This window comes from Paenibacillus sp. P46E (assembly GCF_001909095.1).
GTDB classification, from domain to species: Bacteria; Bacillota; Bacilli; order Paenibacillales; family Paenibacillaceae; genus Paenibacillus_AQ; species Paenibacillus_AQ helianthi.
Window position 1 is genome coordinate 16,920 of sequence record NZ_LVYZ01000058.1, and the last position, 15,934, is coordinate 32,853.

At 47.9% G+C, this 15,934-nt stretch carries 16 protein-coding genes; 10 read left to right on the forward strand and 6 right to left on the reverse strand.

Annotated features, from left to right (window positions below; translation table 11 throughout):
* Positions 1-29: 29 nt before the first annotated feature.
* Positions 30-1,040, reverse strand: a complete 1,011-nt coding sequence (locus A3849_RS22355; protein ID WP_074113384.1) for an ABC transporter substrate-binding protein — start codon at positions 1,038-1,040, stop codon at positions 30-32.
* Between the two features lie 87 nt (positions 1,041-1,127).
* Complete coding sequence (locus tag A3849_RS22360; protein ID WP_074113385.1) at positions 1,128-2,732, reverse strand: AraC family transcriptional regulator; 1,605 nt, start codon at positions 2,730-2,732, stop codon at positions 1,128-1,130.
* A gap of 145 nt (positions 2,733-2,877) precedes the next feature.
* Here A3849_RS22360 and A3849_RS22365 point away from each other — a divergent pair, with 145 nt between their 5' ends.
* Complete coding sequence (locus tag A3849_RS22365; protein WP_074113386.1) at positions 2,878-3,750, forward strand: alpha/beta fold hydrolase; 873 nt, start codon at positions 2,878-2,880, stop codon at positions 3,748-3,750.
* A 78-nt stretch (positions 3,751-3,828) separates the two neighbouring features.
* Here the strand turns inward: A3849_RS22365 and A3849_RS22370 are convergent, their stop codons facing one another.
* Positions 3,829-4,647 carry a lipase family protein gene (locus A3849_RS22370; RefSeq protein ID WP_074113387.1) on the reverse strand — a complete coding sequence of 273 codons (819 nt, stop codon included), beginning with the start codon at positions 4,645-4,647 and terminating at the stop codon, positions 3,829-3,831.
* A 183-nt stretch (positions 4,648-4,830) separates the two neighbouring features.
* Between A3849_RS22370 and A3849_RS22375 the strand changes: the two genes are divergently transcribed.
* Positions 4,831-5,949, forward strand: coding sequence for a copper amine oxidase N-terminal domain-containing protein (locus A3849_RS22375; RefSeq protein ID WP_074113388.1), 1,119 nt, complete (start codon positions 4,831-4,833; stop codon positions 5,947-5,949).
* Positions 5,950-6,027: 78 nt separating this feature from the next.
* Here the strand turns inward: A3849_RS22375 and A3849_RS22380 are convergent, their stop codons facing one another.
* Entirely contained in the window at positions 6,028-6,465 is a 438-nt protein-coding gene (locus tag A3849_RS22380; RefSeq protein WP_074113389.1) for a DUF6376 family protein, read from the reverse strand.
* A gap of 130 nt (positions 6,466-6,595) precedes the next feature.
* Between A3849_RS22380 and A3849_RS22385 the strand changes: the two genes are divergently transcribed.
* Positions 6,596-7,153 (forward strand): isochorismatase family protein, encoded by a 558-nt coding sequence (locus tag A3849_RS22385; protein ID WP_074113390.1) that lies wholly within the window; start codon positions 6,596-6,598, stop codon positions 7,151-7,153.
* A gap of 39 nt (positions 7,154-7,192) precedes the next feature.
* Here A3849_RS22385 and A3849_RS22390 read toward each other — a convergent pair whose 3' ends face one another.
* Positions 7,193-7,780, reverse strand: a complete 588-nt coding sequence (locus A3849_RS22390) for a LysE family translocator (protein WP_074113391.1) — start codon at positions 7,778-7,780, stop codon at positions 7,193-7,195.
* 135 nt (positions 7,781-7,915) lie between these two features.
* On the opposite strand from A3849_RS22390, the gene A3849_RS22395 reads away from it, so the two are divergent.
* The 3 genes from A3849_RS22395 to A3849_RS22405 all read left to right on the forward strand — a co-directional run bounded on the left by A3849_RS22395 (position 7,916) and on the right by A3849_RS22405 (position 10,298).
* The gene (locus tag A3849_RS22395; RefSeq protein ID WP_074113392.1) at positions 7,916-8,800 is read left to right on the forward strand and encodes a LysR family transcriptional regulator; all 885 of its coding nucleotides are present in this window, start codon (positions 7,916-7,918) and stop codon (positions 8,798-8,800) included.
* A gap of 114 nt (positions 8,801-8,914) precedes the next feature.
* A complete protein-coding gene (locus tag A3849_RS22400; protein ID WP_074113393.1) occupies positions 8,915-9,331 on the forward strand; it encodes an RrF2 family transcriptional regulator in 417 nt (138 codons plus the stop codon).
* Positions 9,332-9,428: 97 nt separating this feature from the next.
* A complete protein-coding gene (locus A3849_RS22405) occupies positions 9,429-10,298 on the forward strand; it encodes an aldo/keto reductase (protein WP_074113394.1) in 870 nt (289 codons plus the stop codon).
* On the opposite strand, the gene A3849_RS22410 is transcribed toward A3849_RS22405, so the two are convergent.
* The gene (locus A3849_RS22410; protein ID WP_074113395.1) at positions 10,291-11,139 is read right to left on the reverse strand and encodes a helix-turn-helix transcriptional regulator; all 849 of its coding nucleotides are present in this window, start codon (positions 11,137-11,139) and stop codon (positions 10,291-10,293) included. The genes A3849_RS22405 and A3849_RS22410 overlap by 8 nt on opposite strands.
* A gap of 169 nt (positions 11,140-11,308) precedes the next feature.
* On the opposite strand from A3849_RS22410, the gene A3849_RS22415 reads away from it, so the two are divergent.
* The 4 genes from A3849_RS22415 (at position 11,309) to A3849_RS22430 (ending at position 15,916) form a co-directional block, all read left to right on the forward strand.
* On the forward strand, positions 11,309-11,611 hold the full coding sequence (locus A3849_RS22415; RefSeq protein WP_074113396.1) for a Dabb family protein: 303 nt from the start codon (positions 11,309-11,311) through the stop codon (positions 11,609-11,611).
* 51 nt (positions 11,612-11,662) lie between these two features.
* Complete coding sequence (locus A3849_RS22420) at positions 11,663-14,371, forward strand: winged helix-turn-helix domain-containing protein (protein ID WP_483874379.1); 2,709 nt, start codon at positions 11,663-11,665, stop codon at positions 14,369-14,371.
* 110 nt (positions 14,372-14,481) lie between these two features.
* Positions 14,482-15,363 (forward strand): NAD(P)-dependent alcohol dehydrogenase, encoded by an 882-nt coding sequence (locus A3849_RS22425; RefSeq protein ID WP_074113397.1) that lies wholly within the window; start codon positions 14,482-14,484, stop codon positions 15,361-15,363.
* 202 nt (positions 15,364-15,565) lie between these two features.
* The gene (locus tag A3849_RS22430; RefSeq protein WP_074113398.1) at positions 15,566-15,916 is read left to right on the forward strand and encodes a DUF952 domain-containing protein; all 351 of its coding nucleotides are present in this window, start codon (positions 15,566-15,568) and stop codon (positions 15,914-15,916) included.
* Positions 15,917-15,934 lie beyond the last annotated feature (18 nt).

Below are 15,934 nucleotides of genomic sequence, written 5' to 3' on the forward strand. Positions count from 1 at the left end.
CTCTTCTGGTGTTTATGGAATGACTTGCATTATTTTTGTCCGCCGGTGAGCCAAGCCGCAAGCTCTTCCGTTTGGGAAAGAACGGCAATGGGATCATAGTACCAGGATTTCCCTTCCTTCCAGACATAAATATGATCATTTTTGACTGCAGGCAGGCTGCCCCAGATCGGATCATCCTTGTAGTCCTGCACGGTTTGTTCATTGTCGGTTACGATAAGGTAATCCCCGGCATATTTGTTCAGCATCTCAGCAGAAATTTCAGCCCACTGCTTCTCCATGATTTCCTTAGCAACGCCAGTAGGAGGCTTGCGGCCCAGCGCCTGATAGACAGGCTGTCCACCGCGTCCAAAGTTGTCGCCATAAGCCCAAGTGGCTTTGTCGCCATGTTCAAGGATACTAAAGGTAGCATCAGCAGGGATGACTGCGTCTACCTTGGCCTTTGCTTCAGCAATACGTTTGTCGTATTGAGCCAGCCAGGCCTTGGCTTCTTGTTCTTTACCCAGCAGCTTTCCGAAATAAGTTAACTCTTCATGAGCATTTTTTAGATCCCCATAAGGCACGATGATGGTAGGAGCGATTTGGCTTAAGGCCTCGTAGCTGTCAGCCATACCGGAAATAATCAGATCGGGTTCAAGTTCGAGGATCTTTTCGGGTGACATTTTCCCGTAGGTTCCGGTATCGGCTACGCCGGTAAGGGCTTCTTTGAAGTACATATTCTCCAGTGTCAGGCCGGGAGCGCCGACAGGAATAGTATCCAGGGCAATCAGGCTGCCCAGGTATTCCTCGGCAACGATGCGTTTCGGTTCAACCGGGATTTTAATCTCCCCGTTTATGGTAGTAACCGTTTTGTATGCAGCGGGTTCCACCGTCTGCTCCGGTTGCTGCGAAGCCGGGGGGGCTTCGGTGGCGCTTCCTGTATTTGCGGCACTTCCCTTGGAAGTGTTGTCTCCACAGGCTGAAGCCAATAAGGTCATTGCCAGCAGCAGGGAAAAGATGAGCCAATGTCTTTGTTTCGCGCTGCGTTGTTGTAGATTATTCAACTTGTGTGCCTCCTTATGTACAATGATTATCATTCTCATTTACACTTTACAGACTTCACCCAAAGAAGACTATGGTCTGATGTGATCTCACCTCATGTAAATTTGTGATGTGATCGTCTGCATAATCATTTTCAACTGTGCCAGCGAAGATAAGGGATCGAAGCCATAGAATAATTCCGGCTGGTTCAGTTGATAGACATGGCCATTTTGAACTGCGTCAAGCTCCTTCCAGCTTGAGGAGTGCATCAGCGCTGAGAACCGCTCCAGCCCCTCATGTGTCGTAGGAATACTGGTAATGAAAATATGTTCTGCAGGATAAGCAGCGATATTCTGGGTGGGTGTCTTCAAATAACCGCTGCGGAGCAGGCCTTGCTCCAGCAGGTCAGCAGGCGGGAGGAAACCCAGATCACCATATAGGATCTGACTTCCATGCCCAAAGCTACTGCTGTAGGAATAAGCGGTATCTTCGCCAATCTCCCAGACGATAGCTGTCCCCCGCGCTCCGAGCAGCCGGTCCAACTCCAGATTGGCGGTATGACACAGCTCACCGTAGTGGCTCAGCCAGGCCTCAGCCTGCGGCTCGCGGTTTGCAATAGCGCTGATCTGCCGGAATTGCTCCCGCCAGCCCATAAGCATAAAAGGCAGCTCAATTACCGGTGCTACCGGCAGCAGCAGCTTGCTCTCAGCAGTAAGGCTATAGCTGATGATAACATCGGGCCGTGCAGCGGCTACTGATTGGTAGAGTGAAGCGGAGCTTGTCTCTTCAAACCGCAATTTATCCTGGGATGGAGCAAGCTCAAGACGCTCCATCCAGCCTGAATACACACCCAGTTCAGGCATGACTTCTAGCGCTCTTAGACTGGCGGTGTGATTGAAATTCAGGGCAACAATTCTTTTGTTCTTGCGGTGGTAGGCTGCCGGAGATACGCCGACCACCTGCTTGAATTTTCTGCTTAAATAGGTTCCTTCGCCATAGCCAAGCTCCTGCGCCAGTGCGGTTAAATTCGGTCTGTCAGTCAGTATACGCTGCTGTGCCCTGCGGATCCGAAGTAAGGTGAGATATTCGTTAAAGGTTTGACCCGTGGCCTTGCGGAAGGTACGTGAGAAATGTTCCGGGCTGACCCCGGCCAGCTCTGCCATCTGTACTCTTGTCAAATCTTCGTTGTAATTCGTTTCTATATGTTGCAGTACTTGATCAAGCCATTGCACTGATGTTTGGGCACCCTCCACTTTTGTGCGGTACAGCTCTGCCAGAAGCTCGGAGAACAGCTTCTGAAGCGCGAACGGATTATCCTGTGCCGGCGCTTCCCAGGTTTTTAGCAGTTCTGAAGCCAGTGTACAAGCTTTTGAGCTGACTGCATGCACAGGTATATCCTTGTTCAAGGGATTGGCCCCGGCTGGCTGCGGAGGCAAGGTGGAGTATTCAATCCATAACCCATGAAGCTGGTATTGTGGATGTAAGGAAATGCTATGCGTGCTGGAGCAGCAGAGCAAGGTTCCGCAAGCAAGGTTATGCGGTTTCCCTTCAAGCTCAATGGTGCCATTCCCGCCGGTTACAATCATTATAATAGAATGCTGTGGCCACGTATCAGGTTCACCACTGATCGATAATCCGTTAATGTTTGTCATCTGCGTGGGGATATAGAAGCTATGTGGATGTGCGATGGAGCTGTCACAACGCTGAGTGAGCATATGTACTTTCACTACCTTCGTATTTGATAATCGTTCTCAATTGAAGTATAACAGCTTTTATATTTAACTCAACTTTCACACTGAATCTGACAGAATCCATAAGGTATAATGAATTGAGTGATTTTACATATTGGAGGCAAAGAACATGCTAGAGGAACTAATAGACTTAGGGCACATAGGTATCAATGTGAAATACGCAATTGAACATAAGGAAGTCGTTCTCTTCCTCCACTTTAGCGGCGGGAATTTGAACATGTGGGATGGCATCATCCCGCAGTTTGAGCAGGAATATAGTACCATTGCTCCGGACTGCCGGGGGCATGGCAAATCAGATAAACCTGAAACAGGCTATCATATTGATGATATGGCGAATGATATCTATATCCTGCTCCAGCATCTTAATGTGGAGCATTGCCATGTTGTCGGCAGCTCCATGGGGGCGGAGGTAGGACTTAGCCTGGCTGCATCACATCCCGAGCTTGTTCAATCGCTTATCTGTGAGGGTGCTTTGTATAATGAGTTCGGCGAGTATGGTTTATTTAAGGGGTCAGAAGAAGAAATCGAGCAGAAGAAGGAAGCCCTGCGGGTCCAATTAGCAGAGCGGAAGGAACGTGAATTTCCCACTAAAGAAGTCTATGAGGAAGAAGAACGGATGGAATTCGAGGCGCACGGACTATGGAACGAATACTTCTCTGCCTTTATCAAAAATAATCTGCAGCAGCTGCCAAACGGTCATTTTACCTATTGTTTTTTAAATCGGGTTAGAACCGAATATATTCAAAAATACTGGGATGTAAAATTTGAACACTATTACAACAAGGTGAAGTGTCCGGTTCTTTTCCTGCCGAGCGAAGAAGAGTGGGCAGATGAGAAGATAAGAGGCAGTCTGCATACATTTTCCAGTCTGCTTGATAGCTATGAAATTGAACGTATTGAGAACTCCCTCCATGCTTATGTGTGGATGCAGCTTCCGGCAGCAGCAGGTGACGCGGCAAAGAGATTCATCAAGAAGCACTAATGAAAATTCACATGACATAGGTGAGAATGATCCAAGACATTAGCCTTATGCTAGTGTCTTTTGTTATTCCAGGGCCTGCTAAGCTCGAGTCGCTTGGGGGAGCTCTTCCACAACCGGACAAAAACCGGGGCTTGAAGAGCATAACTGCTGAGTGAATTCCGGACGGAGCTTGGAGAGTTCACTGAAATAACTGCTGAGTGCGTGATTGAGGCTGACGGAGCCTTTTTGAAAAGAAAGGGGGTAGAAGGTTTGGACATGGCTGTAATAATACCGTTTGTCCCGGCCAGGCATTATGAAGATCGAGGGCGGAACATAAACGGCAGCATCAAAAAGATTGCCAATACGGTAGCTGTTAGGAACATAGCGCGTACAAGCTTTTGCGAAGGCCGGATCACCCACACGGGGAGAGCCATAGGTATATAGGTGCGGAGTATTGAATGCTGTATTAGCAGCAACATCGGGAGCGCATAGCGTTGCGAGTGCCCCACCGAGGCTGTGACCTGTAATATATAGCCTTTTGCCGGGGGACAACCGGGAGAGTGCAGAGTGAATACCGCTTCGTGCAGAGGAATAAATGTTGGTGAAGCCGCGGTGGGTAAGGCAGTTTTCCTTGATGTATTTGTACTTTTTTTGCGTGGCATTGGCATTAGAAATCCAGTTAGCCGTTGAACTGCTCCCGCGGAAGGCAATAACGATCTCTTGCGGCGATTCCATAATGAATCCAAACGGTTCCCATACATGACCTAACGATTTCGCTTGAATGATATGGGTGACTGAATATCCTGTTGGAACGGTAAATGCACCTTCCGTATGATTAAACTGGACATAGGTCTGTCCACAGACAGCCGCCAGAAAGATAGCCCGTTCATCAAAAGCCTGATTGTTGTTCACCTGCATCCCGCCTTCCTTATAACCTTTTTATGACTGGAGCCTAAGATAGGTGCCTGCCGCTGGAAAAAAAGATGAGTACACGATTGGATCAAGCTCCATATGTGGGAAAACCTGGTGAAACCTATCTGAACCGTTTGCGTCTATACATTACAGGAATGAATGTTTTGCCAAGAGAGGATGGAAAGATGTATGGTTAGAAAATGGCTGGTTGCCCCTTTGCTCGCGGCCTCTTTGCTAATGGCTCCAATTACTGATGCTGCTTCTTCGGCATATTTCAAGTACTCCATGGAGGGCGGAGGTCAGAGCACCAATTCGGCACTGATCAAGAATGGAGTTACCTATGTGCCCGCTTATCTATTGGAGTCGGCAGGCCTTCAGGCCACTTGGGATCAGGCACATCAAAAGGTGCAATTTATAGGATGGAAGAAAAAGGTTGGTATTCGCATTGGGAGCACAAAGGGTATCCTCGACGGAGCTATCGTTGATCTTGGAGGAACTCCTTTTATCTATGAGGAGCAGCTGTATGTTCCCGCCCGTTTCGTAGTACGTTCACTGGGAGGAACCACGGTGGGCTGGGATGCTGTACATAGTGTCTATACTGCTGAAGGGCTGAAGTCCTTTAACTCCGCAAGCGCTGCCTATGGTGGTAACCAATATACTATTGATAAAAAAACAGGGAATCTCTATGTAACCACTCCTACCGGTGAGCCCAGATTGCTGGCAAAACTCGGTTCGGAGCTGTATGATATGGTTCAATTTGATTTTAAAAAGACGCCAAAGGGCTTGATGTACCTGACCATCACGGATATTTACGGGGAGCCCCATATCAATAATAAATGGTATACACTGATCCTCAAGGATGGAGTGGTGATCCGCCAGGATAGTGTGAAGTACTGGATGCGCTATGGGGATAATGTGAGAATGTACGGCAATCACTTGGTGCTTACTGACGGGAAAACGCTGCGGTTGATTGAAGATGGTACGGGGAAGGTAACCTCATCCATAGACATGGTGAAGCTTGGGGGTGTAGCTGAGAACTATCTGGTGGAAGGAATGGATGATGATTTTCTGCTGATTCGTCCGAATCAGAAGGGGCTGCTGATGCTGATCGAACGCAAGACGGGAAAGCAGACGTTGTTATACCAGAAACTGCTCGACACCAAGCAGCAGGAATATGCGGAAACCAATGATATTCCCTTCTACGGAGATAATCTGAAATTCATCAAGCGTGATGGGGATGCGCTACTGTTCACTAATGAGTATGTACGGGACGGGAAGATATATAAATATTTGCTGACGGAAAAATAAAGCTGTATCCAACCCATGAACCTAAAAAGCGCTCAAATGCAGTTATTGCTATGCTTTGAGCGCTTATATCTGCTGTTATTACGGGATCAGCTGTGTAAGCTGGTTTAATAACTCGTTGATTTTGTTGATCGTATCGGGAATGCCTGTCGATTCAAAGGCGGCTTTTCCTTCTTCCAGATTGGTAATTGCCTGATCCAGACCTTGCTGGAGCGTTTCGTTATATCCTACAATGGATTGATGCAGGTCCGCTGCATATTCAGGGACCTGAAGATCAGCATATTGCACGATCTGTTCCTTGAGCGCAAGGAGTCTATCCGTCAATGCCTGTCTAGCCTGCGGATCAGTGGCAGCACTCTCGGCCATTGTATCCATTTCCTGCCCAAACTCCGTCAAGGTCTGCATATATGAAGCTGTATCTGTGGCCCAATTGACGCTGTTCCCCACCTTTTCTGCAATCCCGCAACCCGGTACAACCAGCAAAATGAAAAGCAGCAGACTTATTCCGTATTTCTTCATTCGCTTCACTCCTCTTGAGATATTGTATGTGCCAAGTATACTGAAGGTAATACGGGAAGGAGCTCTTTAGGTTGCGTGAGTAACGGATCAGAGCCGTATTCTAGTCTAGCCTAGTAAAGGGGGAAATCGATTGAACCAACTATTGTTAATCATCGATGCGCAGCAGGAATTAATGGATGGGAACCAAGAGGAAAGTGCAGTATTGAATAAAGAGCAGCTCATTCACACGATCAATAAGGTGATTAAGAAAGCAAATGAATCTGATGTTGAAGCGGTGTTTGTAAGGGATCTTGATGTAGCTCAGGGGAAGGGTCCAGGCTTTCAGGTACACAATGAAATCCACATGCCTGCAGATGCCAAAGTGTTCGATAAGCAGGCAACGAATGCTTTTCACGGGACGGGACTTCTGCAATATTTACAAGATCAAGAGGTGGAACATGTGGTGATTATGGGCTGCAAGACACAGCACTGTATCGATACCGCAGTCCGGACGGCAACCGTCAGTAAGCTGGATGTCACCCTGGTCGGAGATGGACATTCTACAACAGACAGTGAGGTTTTGAGTGCAGAACAGATCATCAGGCATCATAACCGTACACTGCATGGACACTACAATGTCGAACACTTTTCGATGGTCAGAGACTCTGAGGAAGATCTGTTTCTACCAACGCATGACACTTACAGATAGTGGTATACACGCGGGCGGCACCTGGAAGTCCGGGTGTCGCTAGTTTGACAATAAAAGATAGACAGCTACAAGGATCAATGAGCCTCCCATTACCCCATTGAACACCTTCATACCGTTCTTCACTTTCGTGAGAAATTGCATTCTCGATCCGAGAAGAGCCCAGGCAGCAAGGGAAAGATAGCAAATCAAAAAATAGATACATACAAAGACCAGCAGCATTGAACGGGAAGAATTCAAACCAAATGCTGAGACACCAGACAGACAGGCAATCCAAGCCTTCGGATTAAGCCACTGCATCAGAAAACCATGACGAAAACGCGGCAGATGTTCTTCCTTGAATTCGATCTCCGGACGTGAGACCATAATTTTGTAGCCGATATAACTCATATACGCAGTACCTGCATACCTTAGCAATTCGTAGAATATAGGGACTTGTGACACGAGATTGGAGATTCCTAACCCCACAGCAGTCAATAAGAACGTAAATCCAATCGTTGCACCGGATACTAACGGAAATGCGCGTTTCAATCCATAATTGACTCCAGAGCTAAGAATCGTCAAATTCACCGGGCCTGGAGAGATTGACATCGACAATGAAAAAAAACACATGGCAATGAAAATCGACATAAATTATCACTCCTTAACCAGTCTTTCTGGAGTTACTATAATCCACCCGGGATGACAGCGTCCAATTTCAATTGCTGATCGGCTCCATCAGAAAAACGGATGGTTCATAAAATTACATCTAATGAGGTGATAGTGTTGGACCTGTATCATTTGCAATCCTTTATAGAAATTGCCCGGACTGGCAACTTAACGGAGGCGGCAGCGCGTCTGAACACAAGTCAGCCAGCTGCCAGCGCACACCTCAAAGCCTTGGAGAAGGAAGTAGGGTTTGCTCTCTTTTACCGGACGGCCAAGGGGATGACCCTTACTGAAAAAGGTACAAGGCTGTTGCTGGAAGCACAGAAAATACTCTCCTCCATTGATGATTTCTATCATATGGCAAGTGATTTGCAGGCGGATTCTTTAGAGACGATTCGGATTGGGTTAAATACGGATGGGCAGCTTCTTCAAGTAGGGCGGATGATCGAATGGTTTTCGAAGGATCTGCCACAGGTGGAATTGCATTTTATCGACACCAAAAGTGAAGATTTCATTCAGGATGTGACCAGTTCCAAAATCAATGCGGGGTTCTATTATGGGAACGCTGTGCATCCTTATGTGCACGCCATCAAACTTCATACCTTCCCGATGGTAGTGGTCTATCCGAACAGCTGGGCTGTGCCCAAGGAAGAGGTGTCCCTGGAGTATTTTGCAGAGAAGCCATGGATCTGGACCACACAAAGCTGCCCATTCTATAGACAATCCATTGACTATTTCCTGAAGCAGGATATGGTTCTGCAAAAAATAATGTACATCGATGATGAAGTTCTCATCGGGAGACTGGTTCAAGGGGAGGTCGGTTGTTCCTTGCTTGCCGAGCCGGTAGCCATGCGGTTTGCTGAGGACAATATGCTGCAGATCTGGAACGGTATCGAGCTTTATATTGATCTCTATTTTGGTTATCCAAAGGATAAAAAGAGTGATCCGATACTCCTTGAAATAGGTTCCGTTGTGGACAGGCTGTGGAATGCAATTCAGTAGAGCTTCATTCATTACTCACCAATTGAAAAAATCGTACCGGCTGCAAATCAACTTGAAATCTAAATCTAAAAGATATATAGTATATTTAGAAATCAATAGTTAGGGTGAATTCAATTGTCATACTCAACAGCCTTATCGCAAGGGATCTCCATATTACTCTATGTTCATGGGATCTCGGAGGATAACTGTGCTAACTTTTTATCCACCAAGGTAATTTCCGAGCAGCTCAACATTCCTGTGCCAACCACGGTGAAAGTCATCCGCAGCCTGAATAATGCCAAGCTGACGATTGCCAAAGAAGGGGCTAAGGGCGGCATCCTGCTCGCAAGACCGTTATCTGAGATTACTATATTGGATGTTTTTCTGGCCGTAGAGCCTGGAAAAGCCTTATTCAAACTCCACACGGATGTAACTCTACAAGGAAAAGAAGTGGATGAAGTGAAACAAAAAATCTCAGACAGTCTAGAGGCTGCAGAGATGGCGATGCAGAATCAATTAAAAGAAGTAAGGTTAACGGATTTATTAACTTGATAAAGTTAACCTCTTTTTTTTTGAGTTAACTATATATAATGAGTATAAAGAATATTTTGTATATCATGATTTTAAATTAGCGAAAAGGAGCAATTATATGAATCTAGAATCAACAGTAGTGAGAGCAAGCAATGGCGTTGCAATCCCGCAATTAGGGTTTGGAGTTTATAAAATAACGAAGGAGGAAGAGTTCAGGACAGCAATCAGCGAGGCTATTCGGATAGGCTACCGGCATTTTGACACCGCCAAAATTTACGGGAATGAGGAAGCTTTAGGCAGAGCAATCCGGAATAGTCAAATCCCGCGTGAGCAATTTTTCATCACCTCCAAAGTGTGGAACACAGATCATGGGTATAAAGCGACCAGGAAGGCCTTAGAACGAACCATTCAAAAGCTGGGTGTAGATTACCTGGATATGTATCTAATCCATTTCGCATCGCCTAACTATCTAGAGACGTGGAAAGCGATGGAGGAATTATATGAAGCGGGGAAGATTAAAGTCATTGGGGTGGCTAATTTTGAGATTCAGCATCTGGAGCATTTAATGAAACACAGTACAATCCCGCCGATGATCAATCAGATTGAGACCCATCCAGAGTTTCCGCAATTAGAGCTGCATAACTATCTTAAGGAGCATCAGATCCTGCACGAGGCCTGGGCCCCGCTAGGACAAGGCAATCAGACACTTCTCCAGCATCCGGAATTAAAAAAGATCGCTGAGCAGCATCATAAAACGGTGGCTCAGGTCATTTTACGCTGGCACCTGGAACGGGGAGTAATCCTTATTCCCAAATCCTCTAATCCCAAAAGAATCAAGGAGAACAGCGAGATCTTTGACTTTAGCCTGACCAGCGGGAATATGGAAAAAGTCAGCCAGCTGAATACAGGCAAACGCTATTCGATGAATCCAACGGGGTATATGATTAACCCAATCTATAATCGTCTGATGAAACTATTTCTTAAATAAAGTTACCTTTATTCATCAGCTGCTCCATTTTTGCAATGGTGCCGTCCTGTTGCGGAACGTGAATGGACACAGTCAGGTTTGGATTCTCCAGGGATTGGAAGGAGACCAGGTCGAAATTCAGCATCCCCAGATTAGGACACCGAAGCACTTTGTGGCTGTCAATGGCATCTCTTACGTCATGGGTTTTCCAGAATTCCCGGAACTCGGGGCTGGCCTTGGATAAAGCCTCGTATTGTTCAGACCACCAGGGATCGTCTGCGCAACGGGCGTACCCGGCATGGAATTGAGCAGCGATCCGGCGGGCGTGCAGCTCCCATTGATCGCCTTTGAGATACCGGAATTGGGGAGAGGTAAAGGTCATCCATACGAAATTCCGTTCCCGTTCCGACATGGAGGATAAGTCACCGTTAATGGCACAGTAAGCGGAATTCCATGCGATGATATTCATTCGGGTATCCATGATACTGGCAGGAGAAGTATTGAGACTATCCAGGAAACCTTGCAGCGACGGGCTGACAAAGGAGGCGTCAAACGGTATTTCAAGGGGCAGTTCCCTGCGAGCCAGGGAAAACAAATGTTTGCGTTCGGAGGCATCCAGCATGAATACGTTGGACAATCGTTCAAGGACTTCAGAGGATACATTAATGTGCCGGCCCTGCTCTAAATAGGTATACCAATCCAATCCTACCTCCGCCAGCATAGCGACTTCTCCGCGGCGAAGCCCGGGAGTGCGTCTGCGTCCGCTGTATGGCAATCCGACTTGCTCAGGCCGAATCCGTTCTCTGCGAATCCGCAAGAATCGGGCTAATTCCTGAAATCTATCCAATGGGGGTGTAGACATAGTAATCTTCCTTTTCACAAGAATTTCACAAGGAGAGTGGGACTGATCATCCCAGGATAACCAAATCTCTTACTAACCCGGGGGGTTCTTTATACAATAGATTATGTCATCTATGGAGAAGAAGCAATGAAGACCAAGATAATATCAATACTCGAGTGGAGGGTTCATCATGTACGAACATATCGTTCTTTTTAAATTCAATAACAGCGGCACGGCAGAGAAACAAGAAGAAGTCATCCAGACCGTGAACTCTTTCAAAACCTCGATTCCCGGTATTATTGAACTGAGCGCTGGCATCAATGTAACGGAAGAAGTTGAGAATAAGAATGGATATACTCTGGGTATCCGGATTACTTTCGAAGACAAACAGGCAAGCCAGAACTATTTTCACCATCCGCTGCATCAGCAATTTCTGCAAAACGCAGGCAGTTTGATTGAAAGTGTTATTGTTGTAGATTACCCGTTCCATTGAACGGAGGATGATGGCTCGCAGGCTATCAAGCTGATCCCGGAACGGGCTGCTTTGTTGACGCTGCAGGATTACAATTATTATAATCTAGCTATGACAATATCTATTGTATCTACCAAGCTGTATATCCCCCCGGCCAGGTCAAAAATCGTTGTCCGCCCGCGTCTGCTGGAGCGGCTTAACGAAGGTTTGCAAGGCAAGCTGACTGTCCTCTCCGCCTCTGCCGGTTATGGTAAAACGACACTCCTCAGTGTTTGGCTCTCCGTCTGCGGACGCAGAGCCGGATGGCTGTCGCTGGATGCTGGTGATAATGATCCTGCGAGTTTTCTTACGTATTTGTGCGCCGCTTGCCAAACCATTGGCGTGAACATCGGAGAGGGTATGTTTGCCGTGCTTCAATCCCCCCAGCCCCCGCCTATCGAATCACTGCTGACGGCACTTCTGAATGAAATTACCTCTGTATCTGAGCCTTCCATTCTTGTCCTTGACGATTACCATCTGATTGATTCGAAGCCGGTCAATGAAGCCGTGGCTTTTCTGATTGAGCAACTGCCGCCGCAGATACATCTGGTCATCGCCACACGCGAAGAACCGGTTTTACCGTTGCCGAGGCTCCGCGTGCGGCATCAATTGACTGAACTGCATGCTGCAGACCTGCGGTTCAATGCCTCCGAAGCTGCTGGATTTCTAGGTCAGGTGATGGGTCTGATGCTTTCTGCTGAAGATGTTACGCGCCTTGAATCCCGCACAGAAGGCTGGATAGCTGGCCTCCAATTAGCCGCACTCTCTTTGCAGGGGCGCAATGATACCACCGGTTTCATCCAGTCGTTCTCGGGGCGCCACAAGTTTGTCCTGGATTATCTGGTAGAAGAAGTGCTGCAGCAGCAGTCTGCAAGTATTCAGGCCTTCTTGCTGTTCACATCAGTCCTGAGCCGGATGTGCGGCCCGCTGTGTGATGCTGTAATGGGTGAAGAACCCGGAGGATCACCTTATTCTCCCGGACAACGCACCTTGGAATATCTTGAACATGCGAATCTGTTCCTTATTCCCTTGGATAATGAAAGACGCTGGTACCGCTACCACCACCTCTTTGCAGACTTGCTGCGGGAACGTCTGTCCCAAGGCCTTCTTCCATTAGAAGAGGAAGAGAAGAGGACCGTTGCTGAATTGCATATCCGGGCGAGCAGATGGTATGAGGACCATGGATTTGAACTTGAAGCTTTCCGCCATGCAGCCGCTGCCGGGGATATCGAATGCGCTGCCCGATTAATGGAAGGAGAGGGGATGCCGCTGCTGTTTCGGGGAGCAGTAACTCCCGTTCTGAACTGGCTCGATTCCCTGCCGGTGGAAATACTCGATTCAAGGCCTTCATTGTGGGTTATGTATGCTTCCGGACTCCTCATGCAAGGCCGGATATCAAGTGTTGAACAGAAGTTGCAAGCTGCAGAACAAGCGCTGCACGGCACTGTACAGAACGAGAGAACCCGTGATCTTACAGGACATATTGCCTCTATACGTGCTACGCTCGCGGTAAGCAGACACCAGGCTGAACCCATCATGGCCGAATCACGCCGGGCCTTGGAATACCTCCATCCTGACAATCTGCCGGTGCGTGCAGCGGCCGCGTGGTCGCTGGGGTATGCTTATCAGCTCCAAGGAGATCTCAGCCTGGCCGAAACAGCCTATGCCGAAGCCTTGTCGATCAGCAAGAGGATCGGGCATGTGATGATCACTATCATGGCGACCCTAGGCCTCGGAAACATTCAGGAAGCGGAGAACCAGTTACCGGCTGCGGTTGGGAGCTATCTTCGTGTGCTGGAATGGGCTGGGGAACCGCCACTGCCGGCTGCATGCGAAGCACACCTGGGATTAGCGCGGATCTATTATGAATGGAATGAATGGGATCAAGCCCTCTTGCACAGCCGGCAAAGCGTCCAACTTGCGCAACAGTTTGAAGATTCGGACCGGGGGGTGGCAGGCGAGGTGCTGCTCGCGAAGCTGAAGCTTGCTCGGGGAGAGGTGATTGCGGCAGCTGCTATTTTAGCACAAGCAGAGCTTCTCGCCCGCAAGGAACATTTCTGGGCACAGATTCCCCAGATTGCAGCTATGCAAGTTTTGGTTTTACTTCATCAGGAGAACCTGGATGCAGCTGCTATCCTTGCAGAGCAGCACGGGCTTTCACTCTGCCTGGCGAAGGTATACATGGCACGCGGAGACACTTCTGCCGTGTTGGCGGTGCTTGAGCCAATGCTTGGGCAAGCAGCCGTCAGGGGTCGTCCGGACGAACGGCTAAAGGGAATGATTATTTATGCAGCAGTCCTTTACAGATGCGGAGATAAGTCTGCAGCGGCGCAAGCATTGGCTGAGGCTATGGCAATGGCCCAGCCTGGCGGCTGTATCCGCGCTTTTGTCGACGAAGGGCTGCCGGTTGAAAGTCTGCTGCGCGAAGTACAGGTTGCTGGAGAACTACTGGACTACCGGAGGAAACTGCTGTCTGCATTTGAAGCCGAGAATCCTCGACACCAATTCAGGTCTGCACAGCATCTGCCCAGGCCGTCCCAGCCCCTTATTGAGACACTGAGCGGACGGGAGCTTGAAATATTGCAGCTCATTGCACAAGGGCTATCGAACCGCGAGATTAGCGAGCGGCTATTTCTGGCACTAAGTACTGTTAAGGGGTATAACCGTAATATCTTTGACAAACTTCAGGTCTCAAGGCGCACAGAAGCTGTTGCCCGTGCCCGTAGGCAAGGTTTGTTGTAATATTTTTTAACCGCACTGTTTCAGTTTTTAGCGAAAAGCATACTTAAGTATCTACATGATCCTCCCCGCGGAAGCTATACTTATTGCAAATCGACGCCGGGGGGAAACTCATGAAAGCCATAATATGCTCCAAATACGGATCACCAGATACACTGCGCCTTATTGAGCTGGAGAAGCCTTTGCCTAAGCGCAAAGAACTGCTGATCAAGGTTCATGCTTCAACCGTAACCGCAGGGGATGTTAGAGTACGGACTTTCAAGAGTCCTGCCTTGCTATGGCTGCCTATGCGGATCGTACTAGGTCTAAGCAAACCCAGAAAACCTGTTTTGGGTGTAGAGTTAGCCGGTGAAGTAGTAGCTGTAGGCCCTGAAGTGAAGCGTTTCAAGCAAGGGGACCTGGTTTTTGCGTTAACGGGGATGCACTTTGGCGCCCATGCTGAGTATGCCTGTCTGCATGAAGACGGAATGGTATGGTTCAAACCGGCCAATACGACCTTTGAGGAAGCTGCTGCAGCGCTTTATGGGGGAACCACCGCATTGTATTTTCTTAGAAAAGCAGGAGTTCAAAGGGGACAAAACGTTCTGGTCTATGGAGCTTCAGGCACTGTAGGGACATTTGCATTACAGCTTGCGAAGCACTTTGGGGCAGAGGTAGACGCGGTATGCAGTACAGCAAATCTGGAATGGGTACATTCCTTGGGCGCGGGTCAGGTGATCGATTATACGGTAGAGGATTTTAAACTTCCCAAATCCGGGTGCAAAAAAGCACTGAAGCCCACCGGAGCATATGTTACAGTAGCCGGGCAGGGAATGGCCAGGGTCCGTATCCAGGATCTGCAATTCCTAAAAGAACTAATGGAGACGGGTAAGATTAAATCGGTGATTGACAGGTACTATGCATTAGAACATACGGCTGAGGCCCATCGGTATGTGGAACAAGGGCATAAGAAAGGCAGTGTTGTGATCCGAGTGAGTCAAGGCAGCGATCATTAAGTTATTGAGCTCATCCAAAAATCATCCGGCTGGAGGCCTGAGCAATCCGGGTTTTGCTTATGAATGAGCCTACTGGTAATCAGACTGTATTTCTGCAATACGAAACCTCTCCTTTGAAATGGTTGGTCGCACTTCCATTTTTCCAAAGGTTGGTTTCTTTTTTGCATTTTTTTGATACAACCTATATAAGGAGGGGTTTGTAATGATATTTGTACATGCTGTACTCAGAACGGAATGGGAGTCAGCGATGTTGAACGGAGTCTATAAAGGTCCTACTTTAGAAACAGAAGGCTTCATTCATTGCTCACCGATTCATAAAATAGTACCGGTCGCCAATGATAATTTCCAGGGAGTTCACGGACTTATCTTGCTGTGTATTGAAGCGTCCAAAGTAAAGGCTGAGGTTAGGTGGGAAGATCTATATAATGAAGGAAGCGAATATCCTCATATCTATGGTGAACTCAATTTTGATGCTGTAGTGAAGACCGTTGCGTTCGAGCCTAATGTAGATGGCGGTTTTTCGTTGCCTCCAGAATTAGCAGAGATGCAGTAGTATACACTAGAAGGAAAC